18 protein-coding genes are annotated in these 16,398 nt (G+C 69.2%); 8 read left to right on the top strand and 10 right to left on the bottom strand.

The annotated features are described in order from the left end of the window. Window positions 1–100: 100 nt before the first annotated feature. The 5 genes from AB0B82_RS15305 (at window position 101) to AB0B82_RS15285 (ending at window position 3,557) form a co-directional block, all read left to right on the top strand. Complete coding sequence (locus AB0B82_RS15305; RefSeq protein ID WP_360167484.1) at window positions 101–361, top strand: hypothetical protein; 261 nt, start codon at window positions 101–103, stop codon at window positions 359–361. Window positions 362–508: 147 nt separating this feature from the next. Beyond that, complete coding sequence (locus AB0B82_RS15300) at window positions 509–1,972, top strand: glycoside hydrolase family 76 protein (protein ID WP_360167481.1); 1,464 nt, start codon at window positions 509–511, stop codon at window positions 1,970–1,972. 24 nt (window positions 1,973–1,996) lie between these two features. Next, complete coding sequence (locus AB0B82_RS15295; protein WP_360167478.1) at window positions 1,997–2,488, top strand: DUF2505 domain-containing protein; 492 nt, start codon at window positions 1,997–1,999, stop codon at window positions 2,486–2,488. Between the two features lie 74 nt (window positions 2,489–2,562). Next, entirely contained in the window at window positions 2,563–2,772 is a 210-nt protein-coding gene (locus AB0B82_RS15290) for a hypothetical protein (RefSeq protein ID WP_360167475.1), read from the top strand. 152 nt (window positions 2,773–2,924) lie between these two features. Then, window positions 2,925–3,557, top strand: coding sequence for a TetR/AcrR family transcriptional regulator (locus AB0B82_RS15285; RefSeq protein ID WP_360167472.1), 633 nt, complete (start codon window positions 2,925–2,927; stop codon window positions 3,555–3,557). Between the two features lie 21 nt (window positions 3,558–3,578). Here AB0B82_RS15285 and pruA read toward each other — a convergent pair whose 3' ends face one another. The 5 genes from pruA to AB0B82_RS15260 all read right to left on the bottom strand — a co-directional run bounded on the left by pruA (window position 3,579) and on the right by AB0B82_RS15260 (window position 8,854). Beyond that, the gene (gene pruA, locus AB0B82_RS15280; protein ID WP_360167469.1) at window positions 3,579–5,249 is read right to left on the bottom strand and encodes an L-glutamate gamma-semialdehyde dehydrogenase; all 1,671 of its coding nucleotides are present in this window, start codon (window positions 5,247–5,249) and stop codon (window positions 3,579–3,581) included. A gap of 121 nt (window positions 5,250–5,370) precedes the next feature. Beyond that, window positions 5,371–5,844: a VOC family protein gene (locus tag AB0B82_RS15275; RefSeq protein ID WP_360167466.1), complete on the bottom strand. Its 474-nt coding sequence runs from the start codon at window positions 5,842–5,844 to the stop codon at window positions 5,371–5,373. A 36-nt stretch (window positions 5,845–5,880) separates the two neighbouring features. Further along, complete coding sequence (locus AB0B82_RS15270) at window positions 5,881–6,837, bottom strand: Ku protein (RefSeq protein ID WP_360167463.1); 957 nt, start codon at window positions 6,835–6,837, stop codon at window positions 5,881–5,883. A 35-nt stretch (window positions 6,838–6,872) separates the two neighbouring features. Next, window positions 6,873–7,394, bottom strand: a complete 522-nt coding sequence (locus AB0B82_RS15265; protein ID WP_360167460.1) for a hypothetical protein — start codon at window positions 7,392–7,394, stop codon at window positions 6,873–6,875. After that, window positions 7,391–8,854, bottom strand: a complete 1,464-nt coding sequence (locus AB0B82_RS15260; RefSeq protein WP_360167457.1) for a wax ester/triacylglycerol synthase family O-acyltransferase — start codon at window positions 8,852–8,854, stop codon at window positions 7,391–7,393. The genes AB0B82_RS15265 and AB0B82_RS15260 overlap by 4 nt, the downstream gene beginning before the upstream one ends. Window positions 8,855–9,021: 167 nt before the next feature. Between AB0B82_RS15260 and AB0B82_RS15255 the strand changes: the two genes are divergently transcribed. Beyond that, on the top strand, window positions 9,022–9,540 hold the full coding sequence (locus AB0B82_RS15255; protein ID WP_360167454.1) for a cupredoxin domain-containing protein: 519 nt from the start codon (window positions 9,022–9,024) through the stop codon (window positions 9,538–9,540). Then, on the top strand, window positions 9,540–10,856 hold the full coding sequence (locus AB0B82_RS15250) for a hypothetical protein (RefSeq protein ID WP_360167451.1): 1,317 nt from the start codon (window positions 9,540–9,542) through the stop codon (window positions 10,854–10,856). The genes AB0B82_RS15255 and AB0B82_RS15250 overlap by 1 nt, the downstream gene beginning before the upstream one ends. Here AB0B82_RS15250 and AB0B82_RS15245 read toward each other — a convergent pair. The 5 genes from AB0B82_RS15245 to AB0B82_RS15225 all read right to left on the bottom strand — a co-directional run bounded on the left by AB0B82_RS15245 (window position 10,836) and on the right by AB0B82_RS15225 (window position 15,708). Continuing rightward, window positions 10,836–12,056 carry a glycosyltransferase 87 family protein gene (locus AB0B82_RS15245; protein ID WP_360167448.1) on the bottom strand — a complete coding sequence of 407 codons (1,221 nt, stop codon included), beginning with the start codon at window positions 12,054–12,056 and terminating at the stop codon, window positions 10,836–10,838. The genes AB0B82_RS15250 and AB0B82_RS15245 overlap by 21 nt on opposite strands. 2 nt (window positions 12,057–12,058) lie before the next feature. Continuing rightward, window positions 12,059–12,715, bottom strand: coding sequence for an HAD family phosphatase (locus AB0B82_RS15240; RefSeq protein ID WP_360167445.1), 657 nt, complete (start codon window positions 12,713–12,715; stop codon window positions 12,059–12,061). A gap of 65 nt (window positions 12,716–12,780) precedes the next feature. Then, a complete protein-coding gene (locus AB0B82_RS15235; RefSeq protein WP_360167442.1) occupies window positions 12,781–13,575 on the bottom strand; it encodes a DUF4097 family beta strand repeat-containing protein in 795 nt (264 codons plus the stop codon). A 196-nt stretch (window positions 13,576–13,771) separates the two neighbouring features. Then, window positions 13,772–15,049, bottom strand: a complete 1,278-nt coding sequence (locus tag AB0B82_RS15230; protein WP_360167439.1) for a P-loop NTPase — start codon at window positions 15,047–15,049, stop codon at window positions 13,772–13,774. After that, window positions 15,049–15,708: an SAF domain-containing protein gene (locus tag AB0B82_RS15225; RefSeq protein WP_360167436.1), complete on the bottom strand. Its 660-nt coding sequence runs from the start codon at window positions 15,706–15,708 to the stop codon at window positions 15,049–15,051. Before AB0B82_RS15225 ends, AB0B82_RS15230 begins: the two co-directional genes overlap by 1 nt. Before the next feature lie 273 nt (window positions 15,709–15,981). On the opposite strand from AB0B82_RS15225, the gene AB0B82_RS15220 reads away from it, so the two are divergent. Continuing rightward, window positions 15,982–16,230, top strand: a complete 249-nt coding sequence (locus AB0B82_RS15220) for a helix-turn-helix domain-containing protein (RefSeq protein ID WP_360167433.1) — start codon at window positions 15,982–15,984, stop codon at window positions 16,228–16,230. Window positions 16,231–16,398: the final 168 nt, after the last annotated feature.

The following is a 16,398-nucleotide window of genomic DNA, read 5'->3' as shown; positions in this document are numbered from 1 at the left end:
AGAGCGAGGCGGGTGTATCTCGTCGGCGAGTGTGCACCACGATTCCTGGCGTTACCTTTCCCGACCGCGATCCCTGCCACGACTCCTCCGAGGACCAGACATGCGCATCGGCGACATCACCCGGCTCCCGCTGGGCACCTTCGTACGGTCCGCGGCGGAGACCGGCACCGGCCAGCCGCGCGTCGAGCCGGTTCTCGGGTACGTCGCGCGCACGCCGGCCGGCACGCTCCTCCTCGACACCGGGCTCGGAGACGTCGCCCCGTTGCCTCCGACCAGCCCCTGGATGGCCAGCCTGCTCAGCTTCGATCCGAAGCGGGTGTTCTTCGCTCATGACGCGGCAGTCTGGATTCCGCCACGCTGAGCTGCCGCATCCGCCGGTCCTCCGCCTGAGCGGGCGGGCCGACGGGACCTTGACGTGGTGTGGGGGTGCCCTTACCGTCGGTGAGATCGTGCCCGGCCAGCGCTCATTCCGTCCGTGTTTCTTCCTACCGCCCCAGGGAGAATTGTGATGTATCTTGGAATCGTTTCCAGCCTCGCTCTGCTGGTGCCGCTCGGCGCCCCGCTTCCGTCTCCCGAGACCCCACCGGTGACCATGTCTCCACAGGCAACCTCCCCGCAGGCCGTGATCTGCAACAAGTACTGCGACGCCCGCGACCCCGCGCTCGCGCCGGGCGACCGCACTGCGGTGTCCACCACTCTCTTCGGCCGCACGATCACCTTGCACTTCGACGACGAGGACGCCATGGGCTGGGCCTCGATCGAGAACGGAAGCCCGGGTGACGAGGTCTGGCTGGACCGCTCGATGGACGGCGCCAAGACCTGGTCCGGCCGCCTCGGCACCACCGCGATCCCCGCGGGACAGCGCGGCTGGCGCACCCTGATGTACAACGTCGACGACTGGAACAACCTCGGCGTCGGCGCCCTGCGCGCGTGCGGAAAGGCCGGCGACCGCACTGAGATCGCCTGCACCCCCTGGGCCCGTACGACGTGGAACGCCTGGGACCGGCGTACGGCGGCCGCGACCGCGCTGATGCAGGACTACGACCTCTCGACCGGGCTGTTCACCACCACGGGCTGGTGGAATTCGGCCAACGCGCTCAACGCATTGATCGACAACGCGCGTGTCAGCGGGATGCCGAGCTACCAGTACGCGATCGGCCGGACCTACGACCTGAACCTCGGCAAGTTCGAGGGCCAGTTTCGCAACGACTACATCGACGACACCGGGTGGTGGGGCCTGGCATGGGTCGCGGCGTACGACCTCACCGGCGAGGCGCGGTACCTGCAGACCGCCCGCGCGGACGCCGACCACATGGCGGCGTACTGGGACAACACCTGCGGCGGTGGCGTGTGGTGGAGCGAGGCGAAGACGTACAAGAACGCGATCTCCAACTCGCTCTACATCCAGCTCAACGCGCAACTGCACACGCGGATCCCGGGTGACACGACGTACCTGCAGCGTGCGCAGGCCGGGTGGGCGTGGTTCCAGCAGACCGGGATGATCAACTCCGCCAACCTGGTGAACGACGGCATCGACCTCGCGACCTGCCGCAACAACGGCCAGACTGCATGGACGTACAACCAGGGCGTCCTGATCGGCGCGCTCACCGAGTTGTCGAAGGCAACGAACAACTCAGCGTACCTGACGTCGGCCCGTCAACTCGCGGACACGTCGACCACCGCCGCGTCGCTGCACACCGCCGACGGCATCCTCCGCGAGCCGTGCGAGAACGGCGATTGCGGCGGCGACGGCCCGTCGTTCAAGGGCGCGTACGTCCGCGGCCTCGGCAAGCTGAACGCGGCGCTGCCGGACCACCCGTACACGACGTACCTGCAGCGCCAGGCAGATCGCGCGTACGCGCGCGACCGGACGCCGATGGACCAGTACGGACTGCGCTGGTACGGCCCGGTCGACAAGCTCGACAGCGCGCGTCAGCAGTCCGCCCTGGACCTGCTCAACGCGGCCCCGTGACACTCGTGGTGCCATGATGACCGCATGGAGCTGAAGATGTCCGCGTCGTACGACGCCACCCCCGAGGAAGTGTTCGCGATTGTGTCGGACCAGGCCTTTCGCGAGCAGGCCTGTGTCAAGACCAAGGCGCTGTCGTACGACGTGCGGGTCAGCACGTCCGGTACCGACACCGTGGTCAGGGTGTCGCGGGAGATGCCGTCCACCGACATCCCGGACATGGCGAAGAAGTTCGTCGGCGAGACGCTGACCGTCGTCCAGACCGAGACCTGGCATGCGCCCGGCGCCGACGGGTCGCGGACCGCGGACGTGGCCGGCGAGATCTCGAACACGCCGGTCACGCTGAAGGGCACCGCACGGATCGCGCAGCAGGGCGCGCAGACGGTTCAGTCGATCAACCTCGACGTGAAGGTTGCGATCCCGCTGATCGGCAAGAAGCTGGAGCCGTTCGTCGTCGACGCGATCCGCTCCGGCCTGCAGAAGGAACACGACCTCGGCCACGAGTGGAGCGGCAAGTAGGCCGTGTCGCTGCGCTGACCGCGGCACCTCCGGTGGCAACCTGAAAGGGAGCGTTGCACCGGAGGTGACCGTTGATGCGAAGGACCCTGCGAGCCAGGCGTGACCGCACCCCGCCCGCGACCGACGCCGTCCAGTACTGCGCCTTCTGCGCCACCGAGATGCCCTTCGAACGCGTCGCCCCCGTGGATCACCTCGCCGACGACGCCGACGAGTGGATCTGCATCAAGTGCGGCTACGCCCTCCTCGTCGACCCACCCACCCAGCAGCTCCATCACACCGGCTGACCGCGGCCGCTGGCGGCTTGTGTGCGCGCTGGCCCTCTGCAAGCCGCCAGTGCACACACACCCAGCCATCCGGCGACACGCTCAGCGCTGTGAAACCCCAGGTCGTGGAACCTCTCGGTTACGAGTCAGGTACTCGGGGTAATGTCCCGCGCATGGACCGCACCATACGGGGACTCGACGCCGGGCAACGCCGGGCCGAAGGACGTGAACAGCTGCTGGACGCCGCACTCAAGCTGTTCGCCGCCAACGGCTACCACCGGACGTCGATCGAGCAGATCTGCAGTACGGCGTCCATCGACGTGAAGCGCTTCGACGAGCTGTTCGGGAATCGTGAGGAGTGCTACCTCGCGCTGCTTCGGCGGACGTCCGAGCGGCTGCAGGAGCAGATGGTCGAGGCCGCCGCGCAGGCGGCCGGCAACGAACGGCAGCAGGCGCCGCGGCTGCTCGCGGCGTTCGTCCACGCGCTGGTCGACGACCCGCGGATCACCAGGGTCACCTTCGGGATGGCATCCGGCATCTCGGAGTCGGTCGAGCGTCAGCGACGCGCCAACCGCCGCTGGGCGGCCGGCTTCCTGGTCCAGCAGTGGGACCGGTACGACGGACCACAACCGCAGGAGCAGCGCGCGGTCCGGCACAGTGTCGCGATCGGCCTGATCGGCGGCCTGTTCGACCTGGTCTCGGACTGGTTGCCGGACGCCGACCTGAACTCGTCCGCCCAGGTCGAGGCGCTGATCGACGACCTGACCAGGTTCTACATCACGGTCCGCCGGGGCCTCGCAGGCTGACCCCGGCGGGCGTCCCGGCGCTCAGCCCTGGTGCGGGTAGCGGTAGTCGGTCGGCGGCGCGAAGGTCTCCTTCATCGACCGCGGCGACGCCCAGCGGATCAGGTTCCACATCGAGCCGGCCTTGTCGTTGGTACCGGACGCGCGGGAGCCGCCGAACGGCTGCTGCCCGACGACGGCACCGGTCGGCTTGTCGTTGACGTAGAAGTTCCCCGCCGCGAACCGCAGATAGTCGGCCGCCTCGGCGATCGCCTGCCGGTCCTGCGCAATCACGGCACCGGTCAGCCCGTACGGCGCGGAGCTCTCCATGCCCTTCATCACGTTCTCGTACTGCGCGTCGTCGTACACGTGCACGCCGAGGATCGGGCCGAAGTACTCGGTGCTGAAGATCTCGTCGGTCGGATCGTCGGAGACCAGCAGCGTCGGGCGGACGAAGTACCCCTCGCTGTCGTCGTAGGTGCCACCGGCAACGACCTCGATCGCGTCGGAGGCCTGCGCCCGGTCGATCGCGGCCTTGTGCTTGGCGAACGCCCGGTCGTCGATGACCGCGCCGATGAAGTTCGACAGGTCGGTGACGTCACCCATCGTGATGCCCTCGGTCTCGGCGATCAGGTCGTCACGGATCCGGTCCCACACCGAGCGGGCGACGTACGCCCGCGACGCCGCCGAACACTTCTGCCCCTGGTACTCGAAGGCGCCGCGCACCATCGCGGTCTTCAGCACCGCCGGGTCGGCCGACGGGTGCGCGAGGATGAAGTCCTTGCCGCCGGTCTCGCCGACCAGCCGCGGGTACGTCCGGTACGACGCGATGTTGGCGCCGACCGTGCTCCACAGGGACTGGAACGTCTTCGTCGAGCCGGTGAAGTGGATGCCGGCCAGGTCCGGGTGGGTCAGCGCCGCCTTGCTGACGTCGATGCCGTCACCGGTGACGAGGTTGATCACGCCGGCCGGCAGACCCGCGGCCTCGAACAGCCGCATCGTCCAGTGCGCCGCGAACTGCTGCGTCGGCGACGGCTTCCACACCACGGTGTTGCCCATCAGCGCCGGCGCGGTCGGCAGGTTGCCGGCGATCGCGGTGAAGTTGAACGGCGTGATCGCGTACACGAACCCCTCGAGCGGCCGGTAGTCCACCCGGTTCCACACCCCCGGCGAGGAGATCGGCTGCTCGCTGACGATCTGCCGCGCGAACGCCACGTTGAACCGGAGGAAGTCGATCAGCTCGCAGGCGGCGTCGATCTCGGCCTGCTGGATAGTCTTGGACTGGCCGAGCATGGTCGCTGCGTTCAGCGTGTCCCGCCACGGGCCGGCCAGCAGGTCCGCGGCCTTGAGGAAGATCGCGGCGCGGTCGTCGAACGACAGCGAGCGCCAGGCCGGAGCGGCCGCCAGCGCCGCGTCGACTGCGGCTCGGCCGTCGGCCTCGGTCGCGTTGCCGAGCGTGCCGAGCACGTGCGCGTGCTTGTGCGGCTGGACCACCTGGATCGGCGCGCCGCCGCCGAGCCGCTGCTCGCCGCCGATCGTGCAGGTCAGGTCGATCGGGCCCGCGGCGGTCAGATCCTTGAGCTTCGCCTCCAGGGTCGCGCGCTCGGCCGAACCGGGTGCGTACCCCTTCACGGGCTCGTTGGCAGGCGTCGGGACGGCGGTGACGGCATCCATCGTGCGGAACTCCTCGATCGTGGGGTGGATCGTGCTGGGCACGCCGGGTGCGGATGGCCGGACGTGACACCAGCATGGTGCCACGTCAGGACCGTTACCACGAACGCGACTGGCCCTCGACTGTCGCAGATGCTACAGCCAGCGGCGTATTTCGTCGCAAGTACTACTTCCGCCAGGGCATGTGCTGGAGCGCCCAGGTGTTCCCGTCCGGATCCGCGAACCAGGCGTAGAAGACGCCACCCAGGTCCTCAACCTCGCTGACCTCGACACCGCGGCCGACCAACTCCTGACGAGCGGCCTCGATGTCCTTGACCACCAGGTGCAGCCCGCGCAGCGATCCGGGCTCCATCTCCACCTGCGGCATTCCCTGCAGCAGGCTGATCGAGCAGAACGATCCCGGCGGGGTGAGCTGCACGATCCGGACGCCATCGGCCGGCGCGACGTCCACGTCGACGTGGAACCCGCACTGTTCGGCGTAGAACCGCTTGGCCCGGTCGATGTCGGTGACCGGCATCGGGATCAGCTCCAGCAGGTACGCCCCCGGCAGCACCGGCGGCGCACCCGGGTCGTCCGGGATCGCCGAGGCATCCTGCGGCACCTCGGTCGTGGTCGGCGGCGGCGTCGGCAGGTCAGTCATCGTGTCTCCCCCTCGCAGTCGGTCCCCCGGGCCCGCTCATGCGGACTTCCTCGTGGCCTTCTTGGCTGCCTTCTTCGCGGTGCTCTTCGCGGCCGTCTTCTTGGCTGCGGTCTTCTTCGCGGCGGTCTTCTTCGCGGGCGACTTGGCCGCCGCCTTCTTCGCCGGCGCCTTCGTGGCCGGCTCGGCGCCACCGTCACCACCACCCGCGCGGCGCGCCTTGGCGGCCTCGACCGAGGCACGCAGCGCGGCGACCAGGTCGACGACCTCGGCGCCTTCGGTCTCCTCCTCCTCGGACTCCGGCAGCGGAACACCCTCGGCCTTCGCCTGGACGACCTTCTCCAGCGCCTCGCGGTACTCGTCGTGGTACTGCTCCGGGTCGAACTCACCACGCAGCGTGTCGATGTACGACGACGCCATCGCCTTCTCCTGCGACCGGATCTCCACGTCCTCCGGCGGCGCCGCGAACGACGCGTCGCGGATCTCGTCCGGCCAGAGCATCACCTGCAGCACGAGGACGTCGTCGACGGTCCGCAGCAGCCCGAGGCTCTCCCGGGACCGCAGCGCGACCTTGACCAATGCGTACAGCTCGGAGCCCTCGAGCGCGTCGCGGAGCAGAACGTACGGCTTCGCGCCCGGACCGCCGTCGGCGGCCAGGTAGTACGACTTGCCCAGGTAGAGCGGATCGACCTGGTCGGCCGGGACGAACTCCAGAACGTCGATGACCTTCTTGCTGGACAGCGGCAGGTCGGCGAAGTCGTCGGGCTCCAGCACCACCATCCGGCCGTCGGGCATCTCGTAACCCTTGCCGATGTCGGAGTACGGCACCTCTTCACCGTCGATCGAACAGACCCGCTTGTACCGGATCCGGCCCCCGTCGGCGATGTGCACCTGGCGGAACGAGATGTCTTTCTCCTCGGTGGCGGAGAACACCTTGATCGGGATCGTCACCATCCCGAACGAGATGGCCCCCTTCCAGATCGCCTGCATCGCCATCAACTCCCTGTCGAAGTCACGGTCAGCACCGTCAGCTACGCCGGCCCGCCGCGCGGCCCCTCCGCCGCGAGCAGGTCGGGAATCTCCTGTGTCGCGTACCACATCAGATCTTCAGCCTCGCACGAATCCAGGGCGAACAGAGCGTCGTCGTCACCGTTCTGCGCCGCGTCCCAGAGCTCCGCGGCCTTGCCGATCACGGCCGTCGCCTGCGGCGCGTCCAGGTGTACCGACGCCACCGACCGCCACGGGATCACCACATGCAGCTCCAGCCGGGCGTCACCGAGCTCGACCGAACCGTCCGCGGGCGGCACCGCGCTCACCTCGGCCGCGATCACCACCCGTCGGCGGGCGGTCTCGGGATCCGCGGCGAGCAGTCCCACCGAGGCGCGGGCGGCCTGCGCCATCGCGGCGTACTCCAGCTCCTCGTCGTCGCCCTCGACGTACCACTCGCGCAACGCCGGCGTGACGGCGTACGCCGTGAACGGTGCCGGGCCGATCTCGCCGGCGTTGCACGCCGCCGCCAGTAACCGGAGCGTGGACGGTACGTAGACCCTCATGAGCCCGCCTTCTTGGTGCCGCGGGGAGTCTTCCGGCCGCGGGAGGCGCGGTTCCGGCTGCCCCTGGTCGTTTCCAGTAACTCGTCCAGCGCGTCGGTCACGCACTGGGCGAAAACAGCGAGGTCCGGCATGGCGGTGCGGTCCGCGTTCAAACCGTAGTACACCTGGCCGTCGTACGACGTGACGCCGACCGAGAGTCCTTGACCGGGCATCAACGGGACGACCGGGTACGACGCAAGCATCGGCGCACCCTGCGCATACAGCGGGAACTGCGGACCCGGGACGTTGGTGATCACCACGTCGTCGATCGGCCGGACCGTGGCGGTGGCGACCCGGGCCGCGAGCGCGTGCAGCGTGGTCGGGGCGAAGCCGGCGATGCCGACCAGCGACCGGGCGCTGACCGCGCGGCCGGTGTCCTTGTGCACCTTGGTCTGGTACGAAATCTGGTGCAGCCGCATGACCGGGGAGTTCTCCCCGACGGGGAGGTTGACGGTCGAGGCGATCACCCGGGAGCCGAGCGAGGTCGGCTCCTCGTCCTCGTCGTCGCGGATGCTGACCGGAACCACGGCGCGCACGCTGCGGGTCGGCCCGACGCCTTCACCGCGGGTCATCATCCAGGCCCGGAACGCACCCGCGACCACGGCGAGCACGACGTCGTTGACCGTGCCACCGTGCGCCGCGCGGATGGTCCGGTAGTCCTCCAGGTCGGTCTGCACGGTGGTGAACCGGCGCTGACCGGACGTCTTCACATGCAGCGAGCTCTCCTGCGTACGGCGCTGTGCGACCAGCGAACCGACCACGTCGCCGATCACCTCGCGGACCGACGTGGAACCGGTCAAACTGGCCATCTCGGCGCGGGCGAGCTCCAGCACCCCGGTCGGATGCCGCGCGGCGTCCGCGAACACACCGGCGAGCAGCTCCAGCGCGGACGGCGGGTGCGCCGGCTGCCAGGTATCGGTCGGCGTGTCCCGGGGGTGCGCGGTCGAATCCAGCACGACCTGGCCGATGTCGACCGTGCTGTTGCCGTCGACAAGCGCCTGATGGGACTTCGCGATGATCGCGAACCGGTCGCCCTGCAGACCCTCGACCAGATACATCTCCCACAGCGGGCGGGCGCGGTCGAGGCGCCGGGACATGATCCGCGCGACCAGCTCCAGCAGCTGCGCGTGCGTGCCCGGGCGGGGCAGGGCAGAACGGCGGACATGGAAGGTGATGTCGAACTCTTCGTCGTCGACCCACACCGGCGCAGCGAACCGGCCGGGGACCTGCTGGACGCGCTGCCGGTACCGCGGCACGAACGCGATCCGGTCGCGGATCAGCGCGACCAGGCTCTCGTAGTCGAACCCGTCGTCGCCGTGCACCGGCGGCTCGAAGATGTCGACCGTGCCGACGTGCATCGGGGTGGCCGGCGACTCGGCCTTGAGGAAGGTGAGGTCGAGCGAGGTCAACCTGTCCGGCATCTGGCACCTTCCTCTCGTGATCGGCGAATTCTCACCCTAGCGGCCACCGCCGACAGTGGGCTGCGACACTGCTGGTACGGGAACACTGAGCTATCTGTGTTCGTCAGGCAAGAGGGTGCGTCTTGCACCTCGGAAACTCGATGACCCTTCGAAAGGCTTCTGGACCGATGCGTTCGACGCTCACTCGCGGTGCCGCCGCCGCGCTTCTGCCCACCCTCGGCATGCTGGTGCTGGCCGGCTGCGGCGGGGACGAGACCGGCAGCGGCAGCGCCCCTTCGCCGAGTGCCCCGGCGTCGACCCCGGCATCGACGCCGACGTCGGCCCCGACGTCCGTGCCGACGTCCGTGCCGACCATGACGCCCAGCCCGGGCAAACCGAACACCAGCGCGCCCTCGAACACCGCCGACCCGTCCGGTGAGCAGGCCGACGTGACCGTCGACATCACCGTTGCCAACGGCAAGGTCAACCCGAGCGGCGCGACGATCAAGGTGAAGGCCGGCCAGTCCGTGCTGGTCAAGGCGGTCAGCGACGCCGACGAGGAGCTGCACATCCACGGGTACGACAAGGAGCTGGAGCTGACCCCGGGCAAGCCCGCCTCGGTGAAGTTCACGGCGAACATGAAGGGCACGTTCGAGGTCGAGACCCACCACAGCGGCAAGCTCGTCGCGAAGCTCGTCGTTTCCTGATGATCGCCCTGCACGGCATCGGCGGCCGGCAGGACCTACCGGTCCCGTTCGGCCTCGCGGTCGGCGGCGCGGCGGTCGCGGTCGCGCTGTCCTTCGTCATTCTCGGGCTCGCGTGGCGCAGCCCGAAGTACCGCGGCAACGCGTCCGGCGTACCGTTGCCTGCCGCAATCAGCTCGGTGATCGACGCGGGCTGGTTCCGGTGGGTCGTGCGGCTGTTCGGCCTCGCGACGTTCCTGTACGCAATGTTCGCGCTGCTGTTCGGGGTCGACCGGCTGACCAACCCGATCTTCGGGTTCATCTACATCCTGGTCTGGGTCGGCCTGGTGCCGATCTCACTGCTGTTCGGACCGGTCTGGCGCACTCTGAACCCGCTGCGCACGCTGCACCTGCTGCTCTCGAAGCTGCTGCGTCAGCCGTCCTCGAAGGGGCTGCTCGAGCTCCCGTCCTGGGTGGGGCTGTGGCCGGCCACGCTCGGCATCTTCGCGTTCACCTGGCTGGAGCTGGTCGCCCCGGACCGCGCCACGATCCCGGTGCTGCAGGCGTGGATCGCGCTCTACGTCGTGATCACGATGTTCGGCGCCGTACTGTTCGGTGACCGCTGGTTCGCGCAGGGCGATCCCTTCGAGGCGTACGCGACGCTGATGTCGCGCCTCTCGCCGTGGGGCCGCCGTACGGACGGGAAGCTGGTCGTTCGGCGCCCGCTGGAGAACCTGGACGGCATGCGCCCGCAGCCCGGCCTCGTCGGGTTGGTGGCCGCGCTGCTCGGGTCGACGGCGTACGACGGGTTCTCGAACTCGACCGCCTGGATCGGCTGGGCGCAGAACCAGGACATCTCGATGACCTGGCTCGGCACCGCCGCGCTGATCGTGTTCATCCTGTTCGTGCTGATCACATACTCCGGCGCGACGATCCTGGCGGGGCGGCTGTCGGACAGTTCACGGACGGCGCTACCGGGTCTGTTCGCGCACTCCGTCGTACCGATCGCCTTCGGGTACGTCGTCGCGCACTACCTGACCCTGCTGATCCTGGAGGGCCAGCGGACGCTGATCTACCTGAGCGACCCGCTGAGCAACGGGGCGAACATCTTCGGCACCGGCCTGCTCGCAGTGAACACCGGCATCACCAACCACAGCACCGCGATTGCAGTCATCCAGGTCGTCGCGGTCGTCTTCGGTCACCTGCTCGGCGTCATCTCCGCCCACGACCGCGCCGTCGCCCTGTTCCCCCGCACCAAGGCTCTGATCGGCCAGGTCCCCCTGCTGATCGTCATGGTCGGCTACACCTGCGGCGGCCTGCTACTGCTCTTCTCGGAGTGACGACTTCGTCAGGCCGCGGCTGGTGACGGCCAGGAGGGCGAAGGCGATCAGGCCGACGATCAGGTGCGAGTTGCCGGGGATCGACTGCCAGAAGCTCCAGCTGAGCTCGCGGTCGTCGCGGAACGGCACCCACCAGATCGAACGCAGCACGAACAGGCCGTAGAACAGTACGCCGGTCACAACGGCCGGGTTGAGACCCCAGACCCGGTTGACGCCGCGGATCACGCTGACACCGAGCGGGATGATCCACACCCAGTGGTGACTCCACGAGATCGGTGACGCGTACAGCACCGCGAGCGCCATCACCGAAATCGCGGTCACCCGCTCGTCGGCGAGCCAGTACTGACGCGCCAGCCACAGCACCGCCAGCCCGAAGAGGGCCGACAGCACGAACCAGGTCGGCTGCACCCAGCTCGCCTCGTCGCCGATCCGGTGCAGGAACCCGTTGAACGACTGGTTGCCCGTATACGCCAGCCCGCCGACCCGGTTCGCGTCCAGGATCACCTCGGTCCAGTACCGCCACGACTGCTTGGGCACGATCGCGAACCCGATCGCCATCGTCGCGAGCAGGCCGAGGACGGCGTTGCGCAGCGCCCGCCACTGCTTGGTCACCACCAGCAGCGCGAGGAACGGCAGTGGCGTCAGCTTCACGCCGATCGTCACGCCGAGCCAGAACCCGCGCAGGCGCGCGTCGTTCGGCCGGATCAGGTCCAGCAGGATCATTGCGGTCAGCAACAGGTTGATCTGGCCGAACTGGATCGTCTGCCACACCGGCTCCAGCAGCATCGACAGCGCGGTCAGCGCGATCAGCACCGCCGTCCGCTTCCGCTGCGTGACGAACGACCAGAACGTCTTGGTCAGGCTCGCCCGCCACAACGCGGTGATGCACAGCACCGAGAGCGTCGTCCACGCCACCAGCGCGACCGCCCACGGTACGGCGGCCAGCGGAACCATCGCGATCGCCGAGAACGGCGGGTACGTGAACGGGAGGTTCGACCCGCCCGGCAGCTTCGCGTCGTACAGGGAGTCGCCGTGCAGCAGCACCGAGCCGCCCATCCGGTACACGCGCAGGTCGATCATCCCGGCGTACAGATTCATGATCCACGCGCCGAGCGCGACCAGCGCCGCGCAGGCGAGGACGGCGACGACGAGGCCACGGCGGCCGGTGGGGCGGGTCGGGGAGGTTGGAGGGGTGGTCACGGTCACGTCAGGTCGGCTCCGAACAGAGTTTCCAGCGCTCGCCGAGTCTCGTCGTACTCGGTGTGCAGAATCGCGGTCATCCCGACCGCGCGGGCGCCGTCGACGTTCAGCTGCAGATCGTCGACGAAGACACAGTCGGCCGGTGCCAGGCCGATCCGGTCCGCGGCCAGATGGAAGATCTCCGGCTCGGGTTTGCGCAGCCCGACCTCACCGGAGATCACGATGTCGTCGAACATGCCGTCCCAGGTGTGCCGCGGGTAGGTGTTGCCCCAGGAGTTCGACAGCAGCGCGGTCCGGATGCCGCGCTCCTTCGCGCGCCGGACCAGCGCGGACATCGCGGGCTGGTGCTCGAAGTGCGCGAACATCCGCTCGATCAGTCCCTCGGACGGCACCGGCGTACCGTCGTGGCGGACCAGCATCGAGGCGAGCTTGCGCTCGAAGTCCGGTACGGCGAGCTGGCCGCGTTCGAGCGCGTGCACCGGGTTGAACTCCGCGGCCGCGGCCTCCGAGGGCAGCCATTTCATCACCGCCTCGAGGTAGGAATCGAAATCGAATCCGTCCAGCTCCGCCCAGCGTCGCAGCGCCGGCTCCAGACCCGAGGTCAGCACGCCGCCCCAGTCCACGAGCAGCCCTCGCGGCATCGCCTGCACCTCGACCATGCGCGCAAGCCTACTCAGACCGCGGTCGCCCTCACGCTGCCGACCCTGGCCCTCACGGACCGTGGTCAGCGGTGGTATTCGATGCTGACGTCACCCGAGGACGTCTTCGCGCTGATCGTCCGGGTGGCGCTCGGATCGATCTTCACGTTGGCCGACTCGTCCCCCGACGAGGTGTCGGTGTCGACCTTGTACGACTCCGTACCGGACGGGATCCGGATGTCGACGTCACCGGAACTCGCCTCGGCGTCCACCTTCTGCGGCGCGGCGGAGAAGTCGAGCGACGTGTCGCCGGAGCTGCTGTGCGTCGTCACCGAGGTCGCGGTCAAGCCGTCCGCCTCCTGGTCACCCGAGCTGGACTCGAGCTCCACCGACCCGCCGAGGTCGTGCGCGACGATGTCGCCCGAGTTGGTCTTGAGGTTCGCGCCGCCCTCGATGCCGGTGACGGTCAGGTCGCCGCTGGTGCTCTCGACCGTCAGCTGAAGGTCCCGCGGCACGGTCAGGATGTACTTCGTCTCGCAGTTGAACGACAGGAACCCGCAGCCGCCGCTGTCCAGCTCGAGCCGGTTCTCGCCCGCGTCGTAGTTCTCCTTCGGGTCCGAGCCGAACAGGTTCCGCTCGGACTCGCGGTCGACGCGGACCTCGTTGCCGTCGCCGGGGCGCACCTCGATCGTCGCCGAGGAGTTCTGCACGTGCAGCGAGGTGCCCTGCACCGGGTACCTGTGGTGGCTGGTCTTGGTGCCCTCGGTCAGCCCGGTGAGTGCCCAGTACGCGCCGCCGAGGATCAGCGCCACCGAGATGGCGATCCCGTACCGCCGCTCGATGCTCATCGAGCTCCGCGGCCGGCCTTGGACATCGGACATGACGCTCCTCCGTGCGGGTCGACGTACCTCCAACACTGGCACAGCGGGGCGCCGATCCCGGTGGGGGTTGTCCCCCGAAACGTCACCGATTCTTCCCTGAGACTGCTCCTGCTCGCGGCTACGGTTCGGGCGCTCCGGTTCGGCTTTCGGTGCTCGGTTCCTCGGTCGGCGGCTGCTCGGTCGGCGACTGCTCGGGTCAGACCGGGACGGAGTGCAGGGTGGCGGCGACGCCGTTGGCGAGTTGCTGGAACGCCTTGCGGAGTTTGCTCGACTTGGCGACCTCGGACAGTGCGCGCCCGTGCGCGACGGCCGTGTCCAGGGCGCTCAGGTCGTACGGCAGGAGGACGGCGTGGTCGACCCCGGCGTACTGCCGCAGCGCATCCAGCGCCGCGTCGGCCGGCGAACTGCCGAGCGACCCGGAGCGCAACCGGTTCACCACCACGCGCGTCGTGACGGACGGTACGACGGAACGCACCTCGTGGACCGCCCGGATCAGGCGGGTCAGCCCGACCGGATCCGCCGTACCGACGACGATCACCTCGTCGGCCTCCTCGAGCGTGGTGACGGTCGCCCCGTTGCGCCGCGGCGCCAGCGAGTCGAACGAGATCTCCTCGTCGGTCTCGATACAGAACCCGGCGTCGACCACCGTGAGCGGCGCCAGTGACCGCGCGGTCGACCAGATCGCCTCGACGCCGGCGGGGCGCAGCTCGGTCCACCGGTCGGCGCGGCTGAGGCCGGTCAGCACCAGCAGGTTCGGATTCAGCTCGCGGGCGTGCCGGGCAAGCGTGAGGACGTCGAGCGAACCGTTCGAGGCCGAGCGTGCGGCGGCAGCCAGGCCGGAGGTTTCGTCGAGCATGCCGAGCATCTGCGCGACGGTCCCGCCGTACACGTCGACGTCGGCGAGCAGCGTCGGGATCCGCTTCTGGGCCAGCTCGGCAGCCAGGTTGACCGCGACCGTCGTCCGCCCGGGCGCACCGGTCGGCCCCCAGACCGCGACCAGCCGGCCAGTGCCCTGCGGGAAAGCGGGCGGCGGCGGGTTGGCGGCGGCCTCGGGCGTGAGCGGCACGAAGGCGCCTGCGAAGTGCGACGCCGTGATCGGCGGTCCCGAGTCGACCGCATCCGACACCGCCCGCGCCAGGTCCGTCGGGCTCACATCGGCGGGCAGGATGCGCTCGATCCCCATCCGCGCGAGCCGGTCCTCCGCACCGAACGGGGCGCCGGTGTCACTCGGGTCGACCAGGGCGAGTACGGCGATGCCCCGGGAGTGCAACGCGGCGACCGCATCGGCGGACAACCGCGGCAGCGCGTCGGCAAGCAGTACGGCGCGCGCCTGCCCACTCGCGGCCGCTGCCATCACATCGGCGATGTCGACGCAGCGCCGTACGACCCGGATCCCGGGCGCGCCCTCGGTCCGCCGTACGACCTCGGCCTCCCACGGCGCACCGGTGACAGCCAGCAGGACTGGGATCGACATCAGCTGTCCTTCCGGACCAGAGTCGCCTCGCCGCTACCGAGCGCGGTGAGCGCCGCGGGGATGCGCGGCAGGTCGGTGGACGCGAGCGCGATCGTCACCTGGCGACGCGCGGAACCGCCCGCGACCCCTTTGACCGAGTCGATCTGCAGGATGCGGACGCTGCTCCACACCGGCCGCGCGGGCTTTCCTTCTTCTTTGGGGACGACCCATACGTCGACCACGTCACCGGGCGCAGTGTCCGCGGGCAACCGGCCGGACGCCACGGACAGCGGGAACTCGGTGCGATCCTGGTCCGACTTCGGTACGGCGGCGTCCTTCGGCAGGAACTCCCCCGCACCGACCGTCCGACCGACAACCAGTCCGTCAAGATTGGCATCGGCCGACAGGTACCGCCCGGAGTCGTCGCTGCTGGTGAAACGGACCCGAACCGTGGTCAGGTCGTCGTCGGTGAGCGGCGTACCCGCCTTGAGCTCGTGCTTGGCGGCCCAGATCGTCGTGGTGTCGTCCGCGGACGAAAGCAGCTTCGCACCGGCCAGCGCGGTGATCGCGACCAGCAACACGCCGAGCACCAGGCGGCCGTCCTTCCAGCGCGCCTTCCGGTTGCGCTGAGCCGGGGCCGCCGGTGCCCCGAACCCACTCCGCACTGCTGTCTCGACCACGTCGTCTCCCCGCTGGGTCACTCGGCTTGCTGGTCACTCGGCTTGCTGGTCACTCGTCTTGCTGGTCACTCGTCTTGCTGGGTCACTCGTTTGCTGGACCTCTCGGCGGACATTCTGCCTGGTTCGGGGGCGGACCGTGCACGGTCATCCACAGGCCGTCATGGCGTCGCCCTGTGCTTCGGCCGGTCCGGGCCGGCCTGGGGACAAACTCGATCGTCCGTCCGCGAACCGTGGCAAACTGAAGAAACCAGCCATTATCGGAAGGAGACGACGATGCCGGGTCCCCGGTTCCTGCAACTCGCCGACGTCGCCGAGGTCCTGAACATCTCCGCGAACCAGGTCTACGCCCTGGTCCGCCGCGGCGACATCCCCGCCGTCAAGATCGGCGGCCGCGGCCAGTGGCGCGTCGAGTCCGCCGAGCTGGAGAAGTACATCGAACGTCTCTACACCGAAACCAAGCAGTTCATCGACACCCACCCCTTCGGCGAAGAAGCCGAAACCACCGAAGACGCCCACCTCTAGCCCTCACCCGGCCCCGGCGGCTTTCTCCCCAGCTCCCGCCAGCATCGCCGTCTCGCCCCACCACCCTGGCGGCCTCTGCACTGAAGACCGCGAAGTACGCCTCCGCGCACTACCTCGACACCCTGCCCACCAGCGGCTCGCCGGTCGGGCACGGGTTCCGGGACGTGG

It is taken from the genome of Kribbella sp. NPDC048915 (genome assembly GCF_040649595.1).
Classification (GTDB): domain Bacteria; phylum Actinomycetota; class Actinomycetes; order Propionibacteriales; family Kribbellaceae; genus Kribbella.
Note: the sequence above shows the minus strand (reverse complement) of the source record. Positions and strands in the feature narration are given on the sequence as shown.